The sequence below is a fragment of the Arthrobacter sp. NicSoilC5 genome, assembly GCF_019977395.1.
In the GTDB taxonomy this organism is placed as follows: Bacteria; Actinomycetota; Actinomycetes; order Actinomycetales; family Micrococcaceae; genus Arthrobacter.
This window is the reverse complement of record NZ_AP024660.1, coordinates 2,748,974-2,771,092: the sequence shown is the minus strand read 5'-3', so window position 1 is coordinate 2,771,092 and position 22,119 is coordinate 2,748,974. Positions and strand designations below refer to the sequence as shown.

Genomic DNA, 22,119 nt, shown 5'->3' with positions numbered 1-22,119 from the left:
GGTGGACACACCGAATTCCGCACTACCCTTCCCGGTGCCGGGCAGCGGGCGCGGGATGGTTACTGCCGCCCACGCAGGTGCTGGTTTTGAAGTTCGTCGAACTGCTCGTCGGTCAGTTCGTCGAAGGCGCCTGCTTCCCTCTTGTCGCTGCGTGAGAAGCGGATGAACATGAGGATGATCAGCGGCAGGTCCAGCACCTCGCAGATGAACCACAGCAAATTTCCGGCGAACTGCTGGTCCTGGAGAGCGTCCCGGAACCACCATTGGGGGTTGGGAACGGACATCACGTGGTCGAGCACCTGGCCGTTGAGGCTCAGCAGGATGCCCGGGACCGCATCGATCAGCAACTCGATGAACACGAACATGAATTCAAGGGTCAGGTAGGCGCTGGAGCGCTGGAAATCGGACTCTTCGATGATCGGCAGTGCCATCAGCATGCCCAGCAGCGGCACGCCAACTGTGAGGAGGGCGCCTGCCACGGGGTCGGTCCGCAGCGTGAAGAAGGCCGGCGTGAGGAACGTGGAGAAGAGGGCCAGCCCCAGCAGGGGTGCGCCAAATGAATTGCTGACGAACCGTACGGGCGTGCTGGACAGGACCTTGTCCAAGGCTGTTGTGCCCTTGGCCGGCAGTGCTGCCCGCGCCAGGGTTAGCGGTTTGCCCAGGCCGATCAGCAACGGGACGACAAAGAGCATCAGGGATAATTTGATGGTGAAGGCCCACCGTTGCTGCGCTCCGTATACCCCAGTGAACCCGCAGGTGAGGATGATGAATGAGCCCAGGCCCAGGACGTAGAACGCCACCGCCCGCCACACTGGCCGTCCCTGACCCCGGCGCGCGGCTGACCGTATTCCCCAGCCGTACAGAATGCCGGCCACGGCGGCGAAAGCCGCGGCGGCCCAGTCGAACTGCCAGGAAGAAACAAGGATCTCAAGGGGTGGCACGCGCCAAGGTTAGCCGCCGTTCCTGAGAGCCGCATGACCGTGTGCCTCCTGCAGGTGGGGTGCCGGGGAGTGGTGGTGCTGTGGAGTGGTAGGTGTGGCCGGTGGGGGTGGTAGTCGCCACGGTGTGGCGTGAGCCGGGGGTGGTTGTGGCTGTCCAGCCTGGGGTTTCTTTGGTGTGGTTGCAGGCTTCGCAGAGGCCTTGGCCGTTTCCGGCGGTGGTGGGTCCGCGGTGGTGCCAGGGGGTGACGTGGTCGTGGTGCCGGATCGGGGCGTCGCAGTAGGGGGTCCGGCAGGTGTCGTCCCGGATCTGCAGGAAGCGTTTCAGTGCTGGCGGGAAGAGCCGGGCTGTGGAGTCCATGGCCGCCAGTTCGCCGGTGCCGGGGGCGGTGTAGAGCCGGCGGACCCAGAGGTTGAGGTCGGTCTCACCAGGGGCTGTGAGGGCGATGGTTCGTGCCTGTTCGGCGGGGATGGTGCCGTAGCCGGGCAGTCGTGCGGGTTCGGCGCCGGCCTGCAGGAGGGTGTGGTCGGTCATGACGAGCTGGATCTGAACGCCGCTGATCCCGCCGGGGGTGCCGGTGACGCGTTCGACGAGGGTGTCCGCCATGACCTGGCCCCGGGACCGGTGATCCCCGTTCGAGCGGGCGGTGTCGGCGTCCCGGCACAACGCGGCGTACGCGGCGACGCCCTGGGCGGCGGGGAGCAGCGCGGTCAGGCAGGTCATGGTGTCCGGGGCCGGGCGCAGGCTCACGCACCGCTCGCCCACGGCCCGGCTGGCGCGCTTCGCGACCGAGGCGGGGTCCCGCCGGTACGCGGCGGCGCGGACCGCGGCGATGATGGCCCTGTCGCCCAGGCCGTTCAGGGCGCCGGTGTCGGCGGCGAGTTCCTCATCCACCCCGGCCCGGTCCTCGGTGCTCAGGCAGATGGTGTCTTTCACGATCAGCGTGGCCCGCCACTCGCTCAACAGGCCGGTCCGGAACGCCTGGAACGTGTGCGGCATGCCGGTGAGGGTTTTGGCCAGGCCGAGCAACCGGGAACCCCGGGCGGGGGACTCACGCCGGGCCAACGCGATCTGCGCCGCGACCCCGGCGCCCTGCTCGTCAGCCGGGACCCCGGCCTCGGCCTGCTCCCGCCGCTGGGATAAATCAAAAGCGACAGCGGTATCAGCCTGCCGGGCACCCGCCAAGGACTTCAGATGCTCCAACCCACGAATCTGCTCGATCATGCCCGCACCATCCCCAGGGACCGGGACGCGGGCGAGCAGGTCCAGGACATCCCCAATGGAAGGTGCGGCGGGCGGGTATGGCGTGGGACCAACACTGGAAGGTTCGGCGCACCGCACCCCCTGTTGTACTGCCGCCGATTCCAAAACCGCTTCCATAGCCAAAGTCTTCCAGCAGGGTGTGACAATCCCGGCCACCCAAAGTCCCTATGTGGAAAACGCAAACGCAGCAATGGCCCGTGCCATGCGGTTCAATGAATTATGCAGTTCACCAGGAAGGGCCTGAAGGTCGAAGGCTTCGCCGGATTCCGGCCTATCCGAAACCTCGAAACCATGAGGATTCCGCAGGGCACAGGCCTCTTCGCCGTCGTTGTGCCGGAAGACTTCCAGGGGCGCTTTCTCACGAAAAGCACCGCCGGAGTCTTCAAGAAGAAGGACCCTTCCCTCCCCGAAGCCGTGTTGGCCACCGAATGGGTGGACGCCGCGGTCGTTCTCTACTTGGGAAAGGCCGGACCCGGAAGCAAGGGTAACCGGGGGCTTCGGCGCCAGATCCAGGAGTTCGTTGACTTTGGGCAAGGAAAGCCGCCCGGCCACTGGGACGGGCGGCTTGTCTGGCAGCTCGCTGACGCGGAATCACTGGCCGTTGCGTGGAAGGAACTTCCGGCCGGCCAGCTGAGCAGCGCGGAAGCGGGTTACCACGCTGCCTTTGTGGAGGAATATGGCCGGTTGCCGTTCGCCAACCTGGTGCAGGCACGCACCAAGGCGGGTGCCTGACGCGGCAGCACGTCCGCTAGGCAGGGCCCCGCAACCGCTCCATCTCTCGGCGGTCCTTCTTGGTGGGCCGTCCGGCGCCCCGGTCGCGCTGCGGCAACCCAAGCGCCGGAAGGACGGGCCGCGGGGGAGTGTGGTCGGTGAAGCAGTGCGATGCCGCCTCGGCCCCGACGCGTTTGGCAATGAGCCGCCGCACCTCAAGGATGCGCTCGTAGCCTGGCATGCGGACCGTGACGGTATCGCCGGTCACCAGCGTTGCCGAAGCCTTGGAGGGGTTGCCGTTCAGCCGGACATGCCCTGCGCGGCAGGCTGCAGTGGCGGCAGACCGCGTCTTGTAGGCGCGGACGGCCCACAGCCACGCATCGATTCGGACACTGGCGGGAGCGGATGGGAGGCTGGTCATAATTGGCACCGAGTATAGCCCCAGGGGGTGCCGCCCCGGGAAGCCGGTCCAGCGTCACTCCACCGTCACGGTGACCCGCTGCACCACGTTGTTTCCCATTCCCTGGTAATTCCAGTTCTGCTCCTGTGGTTGGGTGGCGCCGGTGATGTCCGTGGCGCGGCAGGCCAGGACGTGTTCGCCCGGGTCCGCGACCCAGGGCAGGCTCCACCTCCGCCACGCGAAACCACCTGCCGGTTTATCCAGGTGGGCGGGCAGCCAGGTGCCGTCGATCCCCACCTCGACGGCGGTCACGGCGCCTTCCCCGGACCATGCCCGGCCCTCCAGCATCACCGGGCCCGCACGGAGGAAACGCCGCCGGGTGAAGAAGTCCGGGACACCCGGCGGGACCATCAACGAGCGCACCCTGATCCGCGAAACCGGGCTCCCGCCGTCGTCCGCGGAGCTCTGGTAGCGGTAGGCAACCTGTTGCTGGAAGCCGGTGAACGGTGCCCTGGCCACCTCGATGGACTCCAGCCACTTGACGCTGGCCATCCCGTACCAGCCCGGGACCACCAGCCGCAGCGGGTAACCATGCTGCGGCGGCAGAACGGCTCCGTTCATTTTGTAGGCAAGGACGACGTCGGGACGCAGGGCCTCGCGAATCGGCAGGCTGCGTGCGTAGCGCTGGGGGACGCCGCCCTGCACCCCGGCATCTGCCCCCGTGAACACCACCTCCGCCGCGTCCGGCAGCACCCCGGCCTTGCCCAGAAGATAGGCAAGCGGCACGCCGGTCCACTGTGCGGTGCCCACCGCCTCCAGGACCCAGGGTTGGCTGAGGGGCCGCGGCTCCAGGAGCGACCTGCCATTGCCCGCGCACTCAAGGGTGACGGGCACAGTGATGGCCGGGTCGCGGCGAAGCGCGGCCATGCTCAGCTCGAGGGCACGTTCCACGGCACCGCCGATCCGCAGGTGCCAGGAGGAAACGTCCAGGTCGGGAATGTCGAAGTGCGTGAGGACGTAGTGGAGTCCGGGCGGCGTGACCTCGCGGCGTAGTGCCTCCAGCGGCATGGAATGGTTGCGGGCGGCGAGCTGCAGTTCCTCCGAGGTGAGCGGGCCGGAGGAAGGCTGTGCGGCTGGCGCCGGAGCAGGCGCTGGCTCCTGCCGGGTGGACTGCTGGTTGCTGGGATTCATGGCGGTGCGATTCTGCTCGGCGGACTAAAGTCCCCCCGCCACAGGTCTACGCCGGGCCAACCCGCCCGTCAACGAAATTAACCGGGCTACAGCACCGGCCGGGTCAGGAACTCGGCCAGGCTGATGGGGTCCTGCCCGGTCAGTCCGTGCACATCCGGCGAAAGCCCTGCCATCTCGCCGGCCGCCATGGCCGTGTAGGTGCTGACCCACGCGTCCAGCTGCCACTGCGGGGCGCCGTAGGAAGCCCGTGACGCGTAGGCTTCCTCCACCGTCTCCGGCTGGTAGCGCACCGACCGCCCCGTGCCGGCGCTCAGCACCTCGGCAGCCTGCGCCATGCTCAGTTCCTCCGGGCCGGTCAGGTCGTACGTCTTGCCCGTGTGGATGGCAGGATCCCGCAGCACGGCGTGGGCGCTGCGGGCAACGTCCTCCCGCGCCACCCCGGAGAAAACACCATCCCCGGCAGGGCCCCGGATCACGCCGTCGTCGCCGGTCATCAGCGGCAGGAAGTCGAGGTAGAAGTTGTCGCGCAGGAAGGTGTACGCCATCCCGGACGCCTTGATCCGTTCCTCGGTGGCGTAGTGGTCCCTGGCCAGGGTGAAGGTGGCATCCGGTGCCGCGCCGAAAAAGGAGGTGTACACCACGTGCTCCACCCCGGCAGCTGCAGCAGCATCCACGAATGCGTAGTGCTGCTGCAGCCGGTCTTCGGCCTCGGCGGCGGACACCATGAACAGGACTTTCGCCCCGTCCAGCGCCTGGCGGGAGGCGGCGCCGTCCCCGTAGGAACACACCAGCGGATGTGCGTCATCCAGCTGCGGAGCGCGTGCGGCGTCGCGCACCAGCAGGCGCTGGGCGAAACCGGACGCGGCAAGTTGCCGCGCCACCATTCCGCCCAGGCCTCCGGTGGATCCGGTGACAGCGAGGTCCGGCAGTTCCGTCCGGGATGCCACTTAGGCTTCCCGGGTAGCCGGCGACTTGGTCTGTGCGGGGTCGCGTTCGGCGAGGCCACCGACGGCGTCGTCAATCCGCTTGAGGACCTCCGCCTCCAGCTTCACGCCGGCCGCGCCCACGCTGTCGGCAATCTGCTCCGGACGGGAGGCGCCCACGATGGCGGATGCAACGTTGGGGTTCTGCAGCACCCAGGCCACAGCGAGCTGCGGCATGGTGACGCCGGCCTCCTGGGCGATCGGCTTCAGTTCCTGCACGGCTGCCAGGACGTCGTCGCGCATCCACCGCTGGATCATTTTGGCACCGCCCTTTTCATCCGTGGCGCGAGTGCCTTCGGGGGCGGGCTGGCCGGGCAGGTACTTGCCGCTGAGGACACCCTGGGCCATGGGCGACCAGACAATCTGAGACACGCCCAGCTCTTCCGACGCCGGGACCACCTCGGCCTCGATCACGCGCCAGAGCATGGAGTACTGCGGCTGGTTGGAGATGAGCTGGAAGCCCAGTTCCCTGGACAGCTTGTGGCCTTCGCGGAGCTGTTCCGCTGTCCATTCGCTTACGCCGATGTACAGCGCCTTGCCCTGCCGGACGATGTCCGCGAACGCCTGCATGGTTTCTTCCAGCGGCGTTTCGAAGTCGTAGCGGTGGGCCTGGTAGAGGTCCACGTAGTCCGTCTGCAGCCGGCGCAGCGAACCGTTGATGGATTCCATGATGTGCTTGCGCGACAGGCCAAGATCGTTCTTGCCCTTGGGGCCGGTGGGGCCAAAGACTTTGGTGAAGATTTCCAGGGACTCGCGGCGCTCATCCTTCAGGGCCTGGCCCAGGACGGTTTCCGCTGCTGTGTTCGCGTAGACGTCCGCCGTATCGAAGGTGCTGATGCCGGCATCGAGGGCGGCGCGCACACACTGGGTTGCGACGTCGTTTTCCACCTGTGAACCGTGGGTCAGCCAGTTGCCGAACGTGATTTCCGAGACTTTAAAGCCGCTGTTTCCGAGGTATCTGAATTCCATGTGTTCACGCTAACCCACATGGTTGCTCAGGGTAAGGGCTTAGCCATTCTCCTTGGCCTGCTGCTCCTTGAGTACCTGTTGCGGGCCGGCCAGCGATACGAGGGACCCAGTATCCAGCGGCGGCAGCGGATGCAGCGGCTGGGGCTTCTTGAAGGACCGCGGCATCTCATGGGGCGGCCGGTGGTTGTGCAGGGCGGACTCCACCAGCGGGGCTACCTCGTAGACCTTGTCCGCGGGGACGGCCGGATCCGGAAGATCCCGCACGGACAGTTTGATTTCCGGTGCAGCCGCCCGCGCCCTGGCCTGGGCGCGCTTGTCGGCTTCCGCGACGGCGGAGGCCCAGTCTTCGGCGAGGACCTGCGGTTCAGGGCGGGCTGCGGCAAGTTTCGGGCGGCGTACGACGGCGGTCCGCAGCGACTCCTTCAGCCGGCCCGGCTTCAGCGCGGCGGCACGTTCCCGGAACGTCGTTCGCGGGCGGGGCTGCCGGGCGGGTGCGCCGGCGGAACCGGCGGAGTCCCGTTTGCCGGGCGCCCGCCCGAGCAGGGTCATCAGCACGACGGCCGTGAGGCGCCCCAGGCCCGCGAGGACCAGGGTGATAACTCCAAGCAGGAAGAGGACCAGGAACATCAGGAGAGCCACGCCCATCGTGCCCAGGAAGGTCAGGTTGAGGACGAGAGTGTCCGGGTTCTCCACGTCTTCTCCTCTCTGGCCAACATCCTGGGCCCGCGTGCGGCGCACAAGGCCGGGCGCAAAGCTCCTTCTCCACCATACGGATTTTTGTCCGGCCGTGCCCGGGCGGGCAGGGCCCGGTGCCAGGTTGTAGCGAAGCTGTTACCCGATATGACAGCATCACCGGGTGACCGCATCAAAAGATTCCGCAAACTGCATATGTCTGTCCGGAGATCCGTACGCGGCGTGCTGTGGCCGGTTCCATTCCGGCCGGGCGGAGGCCGCCACGGCGGAACAGCTGATGCGGTCCCGGTACAGCGCCTTTGCCCTGCTCGACGAGGCCTACCTTCTGCGCACCTACCATCCGTCCACCGCGCCGGCAGCCCTGGACCTGGACCCTGCCATGGAATGGCGCCGCCTGGACATTGTGGCCACCGGGAACGGGGGTCCCTTCGACACGGAGGGAACCGTGGAATTCAAGGCGTTCTACCGGCACGGCAAGGACCGCGGCGTCCTTCACGAGAACAGCCGGTTCGTCCGGGAGGGCGGGCACTGGCTGTACGTGGACGGCGACATCCTCGCCTGACTACTCCTCGTCGTCGTAAAACTCGCTGTCCGGGGTGAACCCGGCACGGTCAACCTTCCGGTGGAACCGCATGCCCGCCAGGCCGCCGAGCACCGCACCCACGAGGGCCACCGCCGCAACCACCACCGCGGCGATAATGCTGGTGGTGGTCAGCTGTCCTTCATTGATGGGGATGCGCGGAAAGCTGTTCAGGTTGGCCAGGACGTTGAACTGCTGCCCTGCCACGAGCCCCAGGATCGCCACCACAACGGCCGCGATCAGGGCCCAGATCCACACCATGATCCCCTGCTTGACGCCGTTGAAGCGGGCCATGCGGCCTGCCACGTAGCCGCCGCAGTAATAGGAGAGGAACAGGATCACCAGCAGGACGATGATCCCCACCAAACCGACCGTGCCGCTGTTCTGGGCGGCCTGGTTTACGGCCTGGTTGACGTCGGTGTTGCTGGCGAGGCCCACGGCGGTCCCGGCCGCTGCCACCAGTGCGGTCAGCAGGACGGCCATTCCGGTGGCGGTCAGCCAGCCAAAGAAGGCAGAGCCAACCTTGATGCCGCCGAACCGCTCCTTCTGGCGCGCCACGGCAGTTTCCCTGTCTGCCAGGGTTGGGTCCGCCGCGGGTGCCACCACGGGTGTCGCTCTGGTCGGGGCAGGAGCGTACGTCCGCTCGGCCGTCGGCGCCACATAGTCCCGGTCCACGGCCCGGTCGCGGTCCCTGGGGCGGACCGGTGCCTGGTCCATCGAGCGTGTGGCGGCGTCGTCCGCGGCTGCTTCCCGGTGGCCTCCGCCCCGGGTGGTTTCGTCCTCCCGGGAACGGCGGGGAGGCAGGTTCTCTGGGTCCGTTGAGCTGCTCATGGCTCAACTCAACCACCCGCCCCGAGTGATAGCAAGCGTGCTTACTATTTTGTGACCTGCAGTTTTACCGGTACTTCCGGTGGAGGTCCTCCTTGGCAGAAGGCCCGGGCGAAGCGTCGGCGATCCACGGGCCCGTGCTCTCGGACTGGTCCAGGACCCCCACTTCCAGCCATTCATAATCGCCGGCGAGGACCTTGTGCGTCAGTGCCTGGTCGGCGTCGTCCGTGTTCCGCCACAGCTGGTCGAAGTATTCGTCCACGCGCACCCTTGCCTGCTCGCAATAGGCATCGGCGAGCTCGTAGGCGCCGGCGGCCTTGTCAGGGGAGGACTTGAGGAGCATCTCGGCCCGGGAGCAGCAGGCGGTCATGGCAAACAGTTCCGCGCCGATGTCCACCACGCGGCCCAGGAACGCCTGCTTGCGCTCAAGCTTGGCCTGCCACCGACCCATGCCGTAAAAAGTTTGCCGTGCCAGGCGCCGCGATGAGCGTTCAACGAAGCGAAGGTGCCTGGCCAGCCTGCCGAACTCGCCATACGAGCGGGGGTCCATGCCGGCGCCCGCCACCAGCTTGGGGAGCCACTTGGCGTAGAAGCCGGAAGCGCCGACGGCGGCTTTCGCTTTGTCGGCCAGGCTCGCATCCAGGGAGGCGAGGTCGCCCGCGGCGGCAAGGTGCGCGTCCACAGCTTCCCGTGCAATCAGCAGCCGCATGATTTCGGAGGACCCTTCGAAGATCCTGTTGATGCGGAGGTCCCGCAGCTGCTGCTCCGCCGGTACTGCGCGTTCCCCGCGGGCGGCCAGTGACTCGGCCGTTTCGAACCCCCGCCCGCCCCGGATCTGGACCAGCTCGTCCGCGATCCGGCAGCTGATTTCCGTGGCCCAGAGCTTTGCGAGCGCCGCTTCGATGCGGACGTCCTTCTGCCCCGCATCGGCAAGTTCGGCGGACAGTTCAAACACCGCGTCCAGGGCAAAGGCCGAGGCCGCGATGAACGCAATCTTCTTACCCACGGCCTCGTGTTCACCCACGGGCCTGCCCCACTGGGTGCGCGCATTGGACCATTCGCGGGCAATCTTCAGGCTCCATCGACCGGACGCCACGCACAGTGCCGGGAGCGCAAGGCGGCCGGTGTTGAGTGTGGTGAGTGCGATCTTCAGGCCCTGGCCCTCGCGGCCCAGCCGGTTGGCGGCCGGCACGCGCACCTGGTGGAAGCGGGTCACGCCGTTCTCGATGCCGCGCAGGCCCATGAACGCGTTGCGGTTCTCCACCGTGATGCCGGGCGAATCCATCTCCACCACGAAGGCGCTGATGCCGCCCTTGTGCCGGGTGCCGTGTGCGTCGGTGTGCGCCGGAACCACGGCCATCACCACCACCAGTTCGGCGATCACACCGTTGGTGGTCCAAAGCTTCACGCCGTCCAAAAGGTACGCTTCGCCGTCGTCCGTTGGCGTTGCCGTGCTGCCCAGGCGGGCGGGGTCGCTCCCGACGTCGGGTTCGGTGAGGAGGAAGGCCGTGACGGCGCCTGCGGCACACCGCGGAAGGTACTCGCGCTTTTGTTCGGGCGTGCCGAAGACCTTGACGGGCTCCGGCACGCCGATGGACTGGTGGGCGGAGATAAGGGCGCCAAGACTCGGGTGCACGCTGCCCAGCAGGGCGAGGGCCCGGCCGTAATACACCAGGGAGAGGCCCAGCCCCCCGTACTCCTCCGGGATCTTCATCCCGAACACACCCAGGTCCGCCAGGCCCTTGATGTATTCGTCCGGAATCTTCGCATCCCGTTCGATGACCCGCCCGGACATGGTTTTCGCGAACTCGGTGAGGCGGGACATGAACTCCTCGCCCCGGTCCACGGAGGCGGGGTCCGCGGCGGGCCACGGATGGACCAGGTCCAGGTCGAAATTGCCGAGGTAGAGGCCCTTGGCGAAGCTGGGGCGGTCCCAGCCTGTTTCCCGGGCGGCCTCGGCGACGGCCCGGGCATCTTCGGCGGTAGCTCCGGCGCCGATGTTTCCGGCGGGGACGGGGGTTTCTTCAGCCGGGGCGTCTTTGGCCTGGCTGTCAGTTGCGGAGGTCATGGGTTATCTCCTTGGCCGGATTGGCCGGTGTAGCCATGGATCCGCCGGGTTGGAGAACCCTTCAGCTGTCCCTCAAGATTACCCGCGGGTAGGTTCCGGTGCTAGGGGATGGCTGGGGCTGGAAATCGCCGGGAAGCTCGACGGCTGAGGCGCGGTGGACCAGCCTTTCCCAGCCGGCGTTGATTCCGTGGACTACGGCCATCAGGGTATTGACCACCACCATCCAGGTGAGCTTTCCTGCCCCCAGCACTACCAGGGCAACCAGTCCGGCCGTGAGGACGAAGGCGGCTAATAATGCGCCAAATACCAGGGTCCCGATGAAGACCAGGGTGGCTGTTTCCACTGAGCTTAAATCGAACTGCATGAATCCCCCTGCTGCGACGTTGCTGTGCAAAAGACTGCGGTGGCGAAGACCAGTAGCAGAAGCGTAGGGGGACGGCCGCACGCCCAGCCAGTGCTGGATGGGGCAGATGTGACTGTTGATACGGGATTGAAACACTACCCGCAGGTAGGTCACGAAGCGGTCGCGGCGGCCTGCGTTAACCTTGTAGTTGGCAGTTTTCCGGTCCGTCCACTTCGGGCCACCTCCTGCCCAGCCCCCGCCCACCAGCCCAAGGAGAGTGCGTGCCCCGCTCCGCCAGGTCATCCGCTGACGCCATCAGCGCCCGGCTCCGGGACCTCGAACTCCTCACCAAGGGACCTGCCTGGGCCCTGACGCGTTCGGCGCCGTGGGTGATTGCCGTGCTCCAGGCTTCCTTCACCCGCACCCGGCCGCAGGTTCCGCTCGAGGAATTCCATGCCGACGTCGACTCCTTCCTTGAGGAGCTCCGCCGCCAGGATCCCGGGCTGGGAGGAGGGGCCAACGGAAAGGCTTTTGGCGACGAATGGACCCGGCGGCAGTTCCTGACCCGCCGCAACCAGTCAGGCCAGATCGTTTACGAGGCAACCGAGCCTGCGGCCCGTGTGCTCGCCTTCCTGGACAGCCTCTCCAGCGAGCGGTCCACCCTGAACGGGTCCCGCCTGGGCACCCTGCTGGGAGACGTGGAAAAGCTCGCCAACGAAACCAACCCGGACCAGAGCGCCCGGCTCGAAGCCCTCGGAGAGGAAATCGAAGAGCGGCAGCAGCTCATCCAGGACATCAGTACCGGCGAGTTCGACGGCCTGCTGGACGACGATGAAGCGGTGGAGGCCGCCGGAAACATCCTGGACCTGGCGGCCAGCCTGCCCGCGGACTACAAGAAGATGCGTGACCGGATCGAGGAACTGGTGGGCGGCCTCCGCAACCAGATCATCGAGGAGTCCCTGACCAAGGGCGCCACCATGGCGCAGGTCCTGGAAGCCGACAAGCGGCTCCGCCAAAGTCCCGAGGGCAGGACGTTCCGGTCCTTCACGGCGTTCCTGGAGGATCCGCAGCAGCAGCTGAGGTTCCGGTCGGCGATCGGCGAGGTGCTGAGCCGGCAGTTCGCCGACGACCTCTCGCCCGACGACCGGGAAACGCTGAAGAACCTGGTGGCCGAACTCCGCCAGCAGCACAGCCAGATCCAGCGCATCTACGGCAAGCTGAGCGAAAGCCTCAACACCTACGTCCAGAGCGACGACTTCCGCCAGTCGGTCCGGCTGCGGCAGGTCCTGCGCGAAGCGGAGCAGGCCATCCGTTCCCTGCCGTACGAGCGGGAACGCCCTGGGCTGGTCCCCGGGCCGGTCCTTTACAACGCCGGCTTTGAGTCCCTGTCCATGGTGAAGCTTTTCGATCCCGACGAGTTCGCGGCACCGCCCCGCCTGGCCGATCCCATCGCCTTCACGGACTCGGACCGGGTGCGCTCGCCGAGGACCGGCAAGGCCAAACCGGCGGTGGTCCGGGCGGCCATGGCAGGAGCTGCAACCCTTGCCGATGCCTGGCACCAGCTGCCGCCCGAAGAGCAGCACATCAACACCATCCGCGCCCTCTTGTCGGAAGCCCTCCACGCCGGGGCGGACTTCAACCGCGGCGCCTGGGATGGCCTGGACTTCGAACAGATAGACGGCTCCACCCGCAAGGCCTACCTGCCGGTGGTCACGCTCGCAAAGGATTCAGATGACTGAGGTTTCACACGACACGACCCCAGCGCCCGATGCCGCCCAGGGAGTGGCATCGGGCCTGTCGGAGCCGCGCGCTGGGCTGATCGAAGATCAGCCGCGCGGCGAAGGGGCGGGGGCGGCATCGGGCGCTGAGTACCCCTTTGCAGTTTCACCCCGCGACACCTTCGTCGACGGCGCCGCCTTGTTCCCCGGCGACACCGGAGTCCTGTCGATGAAGGTGCGGCAGGCCCTGGTGAAGCTCCTCAAGGGCCCCTACATTGACGGCGGCCGGGACGAAAAGCTCTGGACGGTGCTGCTGGACAACCAGGTGATCCTGCGCAGCCGCCTTTCCGAGCTGTTCCTGACCCTGCAGCTGGACCACGAGCGGAAGATCGCCGTCCTGCGCCCCGTGGATCCGGAGGTGATCGGCGGCAACACGCGGTCCAGCATCCTGCGCCAGCAGCGCGCCCTCAGCCGGGTGGAAACCATCGTGCTCCTCCGGCTGCGCCTGCTGCTGGACCGGCACGTCACGGCCCAGACGGACCCCACCATCACCCGCGAGGAAATCACGGACCTGGTGGCGCACTACCAGCCCGCCGGCCAGCAGGACGCCCTGCGGGACTCGGACGTGGTCACGCGAGCCATCACCAAGCTCCTGGCCCGCCAACTCCTGCTCCCCACTGGGCTGGACGACGTCTACACCATCTCCAACGCCCTGCCCCTGGCCCTCCCGTTCGAAAACATCGGCGACATCCCGGCCCACATCGAGGCCTTGGTAGCGGCTTCGGCCGACGCCGCCGGCACAGAGGCAATGCTGGACCTCGATGACTCTTCGTCGAACGAGAACGAGGACGAGGACGGTGCGGGGGACGACGACGCCGGTGCCGAGGCGGACGAAAGCAAGACTGAGGTGACCAAGTGACGATCGCGAGCATGCTTCCGTTGGGGGACGTGACCAACCCCGGGCAGATGCGCCTGGCGCTGGTGCAGGTGGTCAACTGGGGGACGTTCCACGGCGCGCACACGATGCACGTGGACCGGAACGGAACCCTGCTGACGGGTAACTCCGGCGTGGGCAAGTCCACGCTGTTCGATGCGATGCTGCGGGTGTTCGACGCCCGGCCGAGGTCGAACGAGGCCGCCGCGCAGCGTTCGGGTGCCGTGGAGGACAAGCGGACCACTTTCACGTACATGCGCGGCAAGGTGGGGGACAAGGCCGTGGGCGAGGGCTCGGCCAGCGCGTTCCAGCGCCCGGGTGCCACCTGGTCCGCCGTCGCCCTCACGTTCGACAACGCCGCCGGGACACGGGTGACGGTCTCGGCCCTGTTCGACCTGCCAAAGAACGGCACCGAGTCCAGCGTGGGCCGGTTCTACCTGATCGACAACGTGCCGCTGGACCTTGAGGCGGTGGAGGGCATCGCGGACAAGCGCTTCACCAAAGGCGCGCTGGAGACGCTCTTCCCGCACGCCCAGGTGTTCGACGTGCACAAGGCATTCGCGGAGCGGTTCCGGCGCCTCCTGGGGATCAGCTCGGACCAGGCCCTGCCCCTGCTGCGCGTCATCCAGGCCGGCAAGGGCCTCGGCGGCAGCGTCAACACCTTCTTCCGCGACCAGGTCCTGGATGCTCCTGCCACGCTGGCCGCCGCGGACGATGTGGTGGAGGAGTTCAGCAACCTGATGTCCATCCGCCAGCGGCTCGAGGACGTCCGGCAGCAGCGGGACCAGCTGGCTCCGGTCCCGGGACTGAACAGGGAGTACGCGCAGTCGCTGCTGGATGCCAACCGGCTCCGGGAGTTGGTGGGCGGGGAGTTCGAGGCGTACCGGCAGCAGCTGGCCGTCACGGTTCACCAGAAGACCCTGGTACGTTTCCGCGAGCTGGCGCAGGCAAAGGCCAAGGAACTCGGCGCCGAGCGTGCGGTCCGGGACGGCCTGGCCAAGGAGCTGCGGCAGCTTGAAACCGACTACAACAACCAGGGCGGCAACGCGATCTCGGCAATCGAGCAGTCGCTTGAGAACGCCCGGGTTGGCCTGAAACTCCGCCAACAGGTGGAGGAGGCAGCCCAGCAGGCACTGGCCGACGCCGGCCTGCAGCTCGAGTGGAGCGCCGCCGGCTGGGAGCAGGCACACGAGCAGGCGGCGGCCCGGTCCGCCGAGCTGAAGGATGATTCGCAGGCCCTGCAGGAGCTGCGGTTCGAGGCGTTCGACGCGCACGCCAGCCGGAAACGCGAACTGGCCGCGGCTGAGCAGGAACTCGTCTCACTGAAGACGCGCAAATCGTTGCTGCCGCCGTCGAGCATTGAAAACCGCGCCGCCATTGCCGCGGCAACCGGCATCCCCGAGGACCGCATGCCCTTCGCCGGCGAGCTCATGGACCTCGCCGAAGGGGAGGAACGGTGGCGCCCCGCTGCCGAACGGGCGCTGCGCAACCTGGCCACCACCCTGCTGGTTCCCGGCGAGCACTTCGGCGCCGTGACCCGCTACCTCAACGACCACAACGTCCGCGGCGCGCTGCGGGCCGTGGATGTCTCCAAGCCGCTCGCCGGCGGCGCGCTCGCCGTGGAGGACGCGCGCGACGGCGACCTGCTCACCAAGCTGGACATCCTCGCCTCGGGTGCGGCTGCTGAAGCCGGCGAATGGGTCCGCGAGCGGATCGCCCTCGACTTCGCCTACCCCTGCGTGGAGGATCCTGACGAACTGGCCGCCCTGGACAAGGGCCTCAGCCTGGGCGGCGTGGTCAAGCGCAACCGCCACACGGTGGAGAAGGACGACCGGTTCACCAGCCGCCAGGATTACGTCCTGGGCTTCGACAACGCGGCCAAGCTGGAGCTCGTGGCCGGGCAGGTGGAGGACCTCCGGCAGGAAGTGGCCAAGGCCGCCGAACTGGCGCAGAGCCGCGAGGATTCGCACCAGGGCATGAGCCGGCAGCTTGACGCACTGCGCCGGATCGCGGAAGACGACCGTCCCTGGGAACAGGTGTCTGCCGCGGTGGCGGCCGATGAGCTGGCGCGGATCGAGCAGCGGCTCAAGGATGCCCTGGCGGCACAGGCGGACCTGGAGCCGCTGCGTGCCACCATCGAGGAAGTCCGGCACAAGCACCAGTCCAGCACCGAGTCCGCAGCGGTCCTGCAAAGCGAATACAAGGCACTCGACCGCCAGCTGACGGCTGCCGACAGCCTGCTGGAAGCCGCGCGCGACCGCCTGGCCCAGGCGCCGCCGTCGGACGCCACCGTCAAAGCCCTGGAACCCTACTTCGCCGACTTCGGCGAGATCACGGAAATGCACGAGCTGGACAACCTGGCCAACCGGGTGCGGACCGCGCTGCTGGGCGAACTGCACACCGCGGAGTCGCGGGGGCAGGCGACGGCGGAGCGGCTTACCCGCATTTTCGAAGGCTTCGTGCGCGAGTGGGGCAGCGCCATCTCGGCGGACCACGGCACCAGCATCGGCGCCGCGAGCGAATTCGAGGCGCGCTACCACGCGATCGTGAACGACGGCCTGCCCGCGCAGGAGGCGGAGTTCCGGCAGTTCTTCAACCAGCGCACGCACGAGTCCTTCAGTACCCTGCTGCACCTGCTGGACGAGGAACGCCGCTCCATCACCAGCCGCATCCTGCCCCTGAACGGCATCCTGTCGCAGGTGAACTTCCACGAGGGCAGCTACCTGGAACTGGACATCAAGCAGACGCTGCCACCGACGGCCAAGCAGTTCAAGGATGCCATCCAGAACGCGTTGAAGGCCCGGCACAGCCGCCCGGCCAAATCGGAGGCCGGCCGGGCGGAGGGTTCCGGCGCTGAGGGGGACGACGACGGCGAGCTCACCGCCCGCTACAAATCCCTGGAGACGCTGGTGAAGCGGCTTGGCTCCCAGGCGCCCGAGGACCGGAGGTGGCGGGCCGAGGTGCTGGACGTGCGCGGGCACCTGTTCATCCAGTGCAAGGAGCACCGGGAAGTCACCGGCCCCCGTGGCGGTAAGAAGACCGAAGTGTTCATGCACGCCGACACCGGCTCCATGTCCGGCGGCGAGCGGCAACGGTTCACCGCCTTCATCATGGCCGCGGCCCTGAGCTACCAGCTGGGCATCGCCGAGCAGGGCTTCACCACCTACGGCACCGTGATGATGGACGAGGCCTTTGTGCTCGCGTCGGAGGAGTTCGCCGGCGCCGGAATTAAGGCGCTGCACGAATTCGGATTCCAGCTGCTGCTGGCCGCACCTGAAAACGTGATCGACCTGTCCCGGCACCTGGGCTCCGTCACCGAGATCCTCCGGGACCGGCGCACCAACCGCTCCGGTGTCCTCACAGCGCCGGTGATCCGTCCCCGCGCCGGCGAGGAGGGCGCCTGGCGGTCGGAGGCGAACCCGGTGGACATCGTCCTTCGCTGAGAAAGCCGGGCAATATAACAAATAGGTGGAATTATTGTGCGGGCAATGGTGGCCGGTGTTTTCGTTGTGCCACTCTGGGATGACCAACCACACCTCGCCTGAAGAAATCCCATCGGTACTGCGGGAAGCTGGGTCCGCGCTGTTCCAAGAGTGAACAATGGCGTCCTCTTGAAAGGCCTTCCCATGCGCCTTCTTCAATGCGCACCGCTCGCGCTCGCTGCTGCGCTGCTCCCTCTCGCAGCTTGCGCGGAGGGGACCCCGGCGAATGTCGGTTCATCTCCGGCGTCCGCCGCCAGTTCCACCGTGGCCCCGGACCCGGGCCGGGCAATAGTTCCCGCCGCCACATCTTCCCCGGTTCCCCCGGGGCCGGACGTCTTCACCTTTCCCGACGGCCGGCTGTCCTTCAGCCACCCGGCGGACTGGACGGTGGAGCTTTTCGAGCCGCCGAAAACTCCGTATGTGGGAACGGCTACGGTTCACGATGCCGAAGGAAGCAGCCGCATCAACATCTACTACGGTCAAATCGCCGACGTCGTCGCCGGCTCTGCCACCCGGACCGTCATCGAAACAGACCCTGTCCTGGGCCTCCGGGACCATTCTGTTCCCACGCCGCATGCATCGTTCTTTGTAGACCGCAGTGAAGGCGCCGCAAGATACCGCATGGAACTCACGGCTGGATTGCCTGTTTCCCCGGACGGACAGGTGCGGGAAGGTCCGGTACTGCTTGGCGACCGGGTCTTGAGCGCGGACGTCCTGTTCGACGCGCAGCCGTTCGCCAACGATGACGCGGCGAAGGCCTGGTATTGGGGCGCCGAAGGCCAGGCGCTGAAGGCTGTGCTGATGAGCTTCTCCTACCGCTGACCGGCAGGCAGGGAAGTCCCGCTCACGGCCGTGAACGGGACTTCCCCCGCCTGCTTCGCCTGACGTCCTACTTGGCCTGAACGCGCGCCAGGAACTGCGCCGTGCGGTCCTGAAGCCCCTTGATCTGGCGTTCCACCACGGCTGCGGGATCTGGATTGATCTCATTGACAGGCGGCTCCCTGCGGACGTTGCCGCAGCACACGAAGTCGGCGCAGATCAGGGTGCCGACGGTGTTGCCGTTCCGCCCGGACTGGCCCGCCCTTTTGGCGACCCACAACAAGACGTCCTCCTTGGACAACACATCCCGGCAGAGCTCACACAGCACCGACCGGTTCTTTTTGGCCCCTCCTTCGGGTGCCCGGAGCATGATCCCGGTGAGGCCCTTTTGCCCTGGGACCACGAGGTAGCCGCGCAGCGGCATCTTCTCGTCCCGCCAGCCGAGGAACTCCAGGCTGCCCCAGTCGAGGGATTCGAAGTTTTTGGGCAGGGTGAGCTTTGCAGCTTCCGAGCGGCTGGCGTTGACGAAGGATGAACGGATCTGCTGGGACGTGACTGATTGCATGGCTGAAACTTTCGTGAAGGTGGGCAGCCCGGAGCCGGGCCAGGGGTAACGGGGGAGTCAGTCAGTCTCCGCGGTGCAGGCCAATGCGGCCACCCCGCTCTCCACGGCAGCGGCGGCCCGGTTGGCCCTCTGCGTGCGCATCGTTCCCGTTGTCCTTTTCCTGTTCAGCCGTCCTGTGTCTCAAAAGCCGGACCAGCAAGGGCCATCCTGCCAAAGGATGCGGGTCCTGTCCAAGCAGCCAATCGCAGAATGTGGTTTTCGTCACGATGGTGGATTAGGTGATAAAAGTGTTGCGTAATGCGTATTTACATAGGTTAGCCTTACTTAAGTTTTGATCAGCCCGATTCAAGGAGCCCCGTGTCGTTCCCCCTCTTCCCCGGCCCAGCGCCCACCCGCCGCACGCTGTTTTCCTCGGCCGGAAAGGCTGCCGCAGTGCTGGCTGCGGCGGCCCTCACGCTGTCTGCCTGCAGCACAGGTCCCGCCACCACCGTTGCGGATGCCGGCAGTTCCAGCAGCAGCACCGCCTTCCCCGTCACCATCGAGCACGTGTACGGCAGTACCACCATCGAGAAGCAGCCCACCCGGGTTGCCACCGTTTCCTGGGTCAACGACGATGTCGCCATCGCGCTGGGCGTGGTTCCGGTGGGCGTCCCCAGGAACGAGTGGGGCGGCAATGACAAGGGCTCCACCCCCTGGAAGGACGCCGCGCTGGAAAAACTGGGCGCGGGCTTCGGTTCGGCCAAGGCCCCCGCCCAGTACTCGGAAGCGGACGGGATCGAATTCACGGAGATTGCCAAGCTCAGCCCGGACGTCATCCTCGCCGCCTACTCGGGCCTGACGGAAGAGGACTACAAGAAGCTCAGCGAAATCGCTCCCGTGGTGGCGCACCCCGAGGTGGCCTATGGGACGTCCTGGCAGGACTCCACCATCATCATCGGCAAGGCCCTGGGCAAGGACGCCGAAGCCGCCACACTGGTTTCCGACACCGAATCGACGGTCAAGGACAAGGTGGCCCAGTACCCGCAGATCCAAGGCAAGAGCTTCATCTACGGCAACCTGGAGCCCGCCAAGGGCGACGGCGTGAACGTCTACACCGCCAACGACAACCGCCCCCGCTTCCTCAGCGAGATCGGCATGACCCTCGCCCCGGTGGTGGCGGACAACTCCAAGGGCTCCAAGGAGTTCTACATTCCGTGGTCCGCCGAAAAAGCCAATGAACTGCAGTCGGACATCTTCGTCACCTGGGTTCCGGATGCCTCCACAACCGACGCCATCAAGGCGGACCCGCTCCTCGGCCAGATCCCGGCCATCAAGAATGGTGCCCTGGTGGCCGATTCGGACAACATGCTGACCCTTTCCATCTCGGCATCGTCGCCGCTGAGCCTGCCGTGGTCCCTGGACACGTTCCTCCCGCAGCTTGCCACAGCAGCGGACGCAGTGAAGTAGGCGCACCTCCATGAGTACGACGACGGCGCCTCCGGCAGCGGACAACGGCACCCAGGTGCCGGTCACGGCAGCCCCGGGCACCCTCCGGGGTGATGCTCGGGGAAGGAAACCTGCTGCCTGGCTGCTGGCCGCCGTCGTCGTTTTGGTCCTCCTGGCCGGCACATCGCTGGCCGTGGGCGCCCGTGACGTTCCCCTCGGCACTGTGTGGCAGGCGCTCACAGCATTCGATCCCGCAAACGGGGACCACGCCGTGGTGCACGCCCGTATCCCGCGGACCGTCCTGGGCCTGCTGGCCGGCGGTGCGCTGGGCCTGGCCGGTGCGGCGATGCAGGGTGTTGCCCGCAATCCGCTGGCCGATCCCGGCATCATCGGTGTCAACGCCGGAGCTGCCCTGGGGGTGGTCACGGGAATCTACCTCTTCGGCGTCACCACCTTCACCGGCTACATCTGGTTCGCGTTCACCGGGGCCGCCGCGGCCGCCGTCGTGGTGTACCTCATCGCCTCGCTGGGCCGGGACGGCGCAACGCCGGTGAAGCTCGCGCTGGCGGGAGCAGCATTGAGCGCCGGGCTGTCATCGCTCATGAACGTCATCCTGGTCTCCAGCCAGGACACCCTCGACCGGTTCCGCTTCTGGCAGGTGGGCGGCATCGCGGGCCGTGACTGGCCGGTACTCCTGCCGGGTTTGCCGTTCCTGGCGGCGGGTGCGCTGGTCGTGCTGCTGGCCGGGCGGACCCTCAACAGCCTTGCCCTGGGGGACGACGTTGCCCGCGGGCTGGGCCAACGGGTGGGCCTGGCCCGCGCCGTGGTGGCCCTGGGGGTGGTCCTGCTGTGCGGCACGGCCACCGCGCTGGCGGGGCCCATCGGCTTCGTTGGCCTGGTGATCCCGCATGCTGTGCGCTTCCTCACCGGCCCGGACTACCGCTGGATCCTGCCGTTGTCCCTGGTGGCCGCCCCGGCGCTGCTGCTGGGCGCGGACATCGTTGGCCGGGTGGTGCTGCTTCCCGGTGAAATCCCGGCGGGCATCATGACCGCCCTGGTCGGCGCCCCCGTGTTCGTGTGGCTGGTCCGCCGCGGGAAAGGGGCAGGCCTGTGACCGGCGTTGCGCTATCAGATATGGCTGCCAAAACCGGTCCCAAGGGGCCAGAAGTGATGGAGCAGCGCGGGGGACGGGGGCGACTGCACCGGACCGCGATGCTGGCTGCCGCCGTCGTGATCCTGTTCTTCGCGTCCGTCCTGCTGGGCAGCTACACGGTGACCATTTCGGATTTCTTCACCATCGTCATCAACCACCTCACCGGCGGCGCGAAGATTCCGGGAGCCAGCTTCATCGTGATGGAGAACAAACTTCCCCGCGCGGTCATCGGCACCCTGATCGGGATCGCGTTCGGCCTGGCCGGCGCCCTGTTCCAGACCATGCTGCGGAACCCCCTCGCCAGCCCCGACGTTATTGGCATCAGCTCGGGGGCCAGTGCGGCGGCGGTTGTTGCGATCGTTGTTTTCGGCGTATCCGGTGCCGCTGTGTCCGCGGCGGCGCTGGCGGGTGCCCTGGCCGTGGCGGCCCTGATTTACGCGATCTCCCGAGGCGCCCGCCGAACCGGCAGGGGAACCGCTGCCGGAAACAGGCTGGTCCTGGCCGGTGTGGGGACCGCGGCAGCCCTCCAGGCCGTGGTCAGCTTCCTCATGACCCGGGCCGACATCCGCACCGCCGCCGACGCCCTGGTCTGGCTGAACGGATCCCTGAACTCCGCCAACTGGGACCGCGCCGGGATCCTCTTCCTTGCGCTCGCCGCCCTGCTTCCCGCCACCGGGCTTATCGCCGGGCCGCTGCGAATCCTGGAACTGGGGGATGACGCAGCGGCCGGGCTGGGCGTCCGGGTCAACACCGCGCGCCTGGCACTGGTGGTCGTCGCGGTATCGCTGGCAGCAGTGGCGACGGCGGCTGCCGGACCGGTCTCGTTCGTCGCCTTCCTGGCCGGTCCCATCGCCCGCCGCTTCACAGGCAAAGCCAGCCTGCCGGCGTCGGCCATGGTGGGCGCCCTGATTGTCCTGGCGGCCGACTACTTCGCCGCCAACCTGGCCCCCTTGTTTTTGGGCGGCACAGTGCTCCCGGTGGGCGTGGTCACCGGCGCGCTCGGCGCCCCGTTCCTGCTGTGGCTCCTGGTCACGGCCAACCGAAAGGATGCCTGA

20 protein-coding genes are annotated in these 22,119 nt (G+C 67.3%); 9 read left to right on the top strand and 11 right to left on the bottom strand.

Going from position 1 to position 22,119, the window contains the following annotated elements; all coding sequences use genetic code 11:
* Window positions 1-59: 59 nt before the first annotated feature.
* Window positions 60-941, bottom strand: a complete 882-nt coding sequence (locus LDO22_RS12950; protein ID WP_224023677.1) for a cytochrome c oxidase assembly protein — start codon at window positions 939-941, stop codon at window positions 60-62.
* The gene (locus tag LDO22_RS12945; protein ID WP_224023675.1) at window positions 928-2,319 is read right to left on the bottom strand and encodes an HNH endonuclease signature motif containing protein; all 1,392 of its coding nucleotides are present in this window, start codon (window positions 2,317-2,319) and stop codon (window positions 928-930) included. The genes LDO22_RS12950 and LDO22_RS12945 overlap by 14 nt, the downstream gene beginning before the upstream one ends.
* Before the next feature lie 102 nt (window positions 2,320-2,421).
* Between LDO22_RS12945 and LDO22_RS12940 the strand changes: the two genes are divergently transcribed.
* Window positions 2,422-2,934, top strand: a complete 513-nt coding sequence (locus tag LDO22_RS12940) for a hypothetical protein (protein WP_224023673.1) — start codon at window positions 2,422-2,424, stop codon at window positions 2,932-2,934.
* A 16-nt stretch (window positions 2,935-2,950) separates the two neighbouring features.
* On the opposite strand, the gene LDO22_RS12935 is transcribed toward LDO22_RS12940, so the two are convergent.
* From LDO22_RS12935 to LDO22_RS12915, 5 genes are all read right to left on the bottom strand, one after another.
* Entirely contained in the window at window positions 2,951-3,334 is a 384-nt protein-coding gene (locus LDO22_RS12935; protein WP_142070227.1) for an RNA-binding S4 domain-containing protein, read from the bottom strand.
* Window positions 3,335-3,388: 54 nt separating this feature from the next.
* Window positions 3,389-4,504, bottom strand: a complete 1,116-nt coding sequence (locus tag LDO22_RS12930; protein WP_224023671.1) for a sulfite oxidase — start codon at window positions 4,502-4,504, stop codon at window positions 3,389-3,391.
* Window positions 4,505-4,590: 86 nt separating this feature from the next.
* Window positions 4,591-5,451, bottom strand: coding sequence for an SDR family oxidoreductase (locus LDO22_RS12925; RefSeq protein WP_224023669.1), 861 nt, complete (start codon window positions 5,449-5,451; stop codon window positions 4,591-4,593).
* Complete coding sequence (locus LDO22_RS12920; RefSeq protein WP_224023667.1) at window positions 5,452-6,456, bottom strand: aldo/keto reductase family protein; 1,005 nt, start codon at window positions 6,454-6,456, stop codon at window positions 5,452-5,454.
* A gap of 39 nt (window positions 6,457-6,495) precedes the next feature.
* Window positions 6,496-7,149, bottom strand: a complete 654-nt coding sequence (locus LDO22_RS12915; RefSeq protein WP_224023665.1) for a hypothetical protein — start codon at window positions 7,147-7,149, stop codon at window positions 6,496-6,498.
* Window positions 7,150-7,312: 163 nt separating this feature from the next.
* Between LDO22_RS12915 and LDO22_RS12910 the strand changes: the two genes are divergently transcribed.
* Window positions 7,313-7,711, top strand: coding sequence for a YchJ family protein (locus LDO22_RS12910; protein WP_224023663.1), 399 nt, complete (start codon window positions 7,313-7,315; stop codon window positions 7,709-7,711).
* Here the strand turns inward: LDO22_RS12910 and LDO22_RS12905 are convergent, their stop codons facing one another.
* The 3 genes from LDO22_RS12905 to LDO22_RS12895 form a co-directional block, all read right to left on the bottom strand.
* Complete coding sequence (locus tag LDO22_RS12905) at window positions 7,712-8,560, bottom strand: hypothetical protein (protein WP_224023661.1); 849 nt, start codon at window positions 8,558-8,560, stop codon at window positions 7,712-7,714.
* A gap of 64 nt (window positions 8,561-8,624) precedes the next feature.
* Complete coding sequence (locus LDO22_RS12900) at window positions 8,625-10,625, bottom strand: acyl-CoA dehydrogenase family protein (RefSeq protein WP_224023659.1); 2,001 nt, start codon at window positions 10,623-10,625, stop codon at window positions 8,625-8,627.
* Between the two features lie 61 nt (window positions 10,626-10,686).
* Complete coding sequence (locus LDO22_RS12895; RefSeq protein WP_224023657.1) at window positions 10,687-10,989, bottom strand: hypothetical protein; 303 nt, start codon at window positions 10,987-10,989, stop codon at window positions 10,687-10,689.
* Between the two features lie 260 nt (window positions 10,990-11,249).
* Between LDO22_RS12895 and LDO22_RS12890 the strand changes: the two genes are divergently transcribed.
* From LDO22_RS12890 to LDO22_RS12875, 4 genes are all read left to right on the top strand, one after another.
* Window positions 11,250-12,707: a DUF3375 family protein gene (locus LDO22_RS12890; protein WP_224023655.1), complete on the top strand. Its 1,458-nt coding sequence runs from the start codon at window positions 11,250-11,252 to the stop codon at window positions 12,705-12,707.
* Window positions 12,700-13,605, top strand: a complete 906-nt coding sequence (locus LDO22_RS12885) for a DUF4194 domain-containing protein (RefSeq protein WP_224023653.1) — start codon at window positions 12,700-12,702, stop codon at window positions 13,603-13,605. Before LDO22_RS12890 ends, LDO22_RS12885 begins: the two co-directional genes overlap by 8 nt.
* The gene (locus LDO22_RS12880) at window positions 13,602-17,063 is read left to right on the top strand and encodes an ATP-binding protein (protein ID WP_224023651.1); all 3,462 of its coding nucleotides are present in this window, start codon (window positions 13,602-13,604) and stop codon (window positions 17,061-17,063) included. The genes LDO22_RS12885 and LDO22_RS12880 overlap by 4 nt, the downstream gene beginning before the upstream one ends.
* Before the next feature lie 183 nt (window positions 17,064-17,246).
* Window positions 17,247-17,924 (top strand): hypothetical protein, encoded by a 678-nt coding sequence (locus tag LDO22_RS12875; RefSeq protein WP_224023649.1) that lies wholly within the window; start codon window positions 17,247-17,249, stop codon window positions 17,922-17,924.
* 67 nt (window positions 17,925-17,991) lie between these two features.
* Here the strand turns inward: LDO22_RS12875 and LDO22_RS12870 are convergent, their stop codons facing one another.
* Complete coding sequence (locus LDO22_RS12870; RefSeq protein WP_224023647.1) at window positions 17,992-18,486, bottom strand: FBP domain-containing protein; 495 nt, start codon at window positions 18,484-18,486, stop codon at window positions 17,992-17,994.
* Window positions 18,487-18,843: 357 nt separating this feature from the next.
* On the opposite strand from LDO22_RS12870, the gene LDO22_RS12865 reads away from it, so the two are divergent.
* The 3 genes from LDO22_RS12865 to LDO22_RS12855 are packed head-to-tail and all read left to right on the top strand — an operon-like array spanning window position 18,844 to window position 22,119.
* Window positions 18,844-19,932 (top strand): ABC transporter substrate-binding protein, encoded by a 1,089-nt coding sequence (locus tag LDO22_RS12865; RefSeq protein WP_224023645.1) that lies wholly within the window; start codon window positions 18,844-18,846, stop codon window positions 19,930-19,932.
* 10 nt (window positions 19,933-19,942) lie between these two features.
* Window positions 19,943-21,025: an iron ABC transporter permease gene (locus LDO22_RS12860; protein ID WP_224023643.1), complete on the top strand. Its 1,083-nt coding sequence runs from the start codon at window positions 19,943-19,945 to the stop codon at window positions 21,023-21,025.
* Between the two features lie 56 nt (window positions 21,026-21,081).
* Entirely contained in the window at window positions 21,082-22,119 is a 1,038-nt protein-coding gene (locus tag LDO22_RS12855) for an iron ABC transporter permease (protein ID WP_224027234.1), read from the top strand.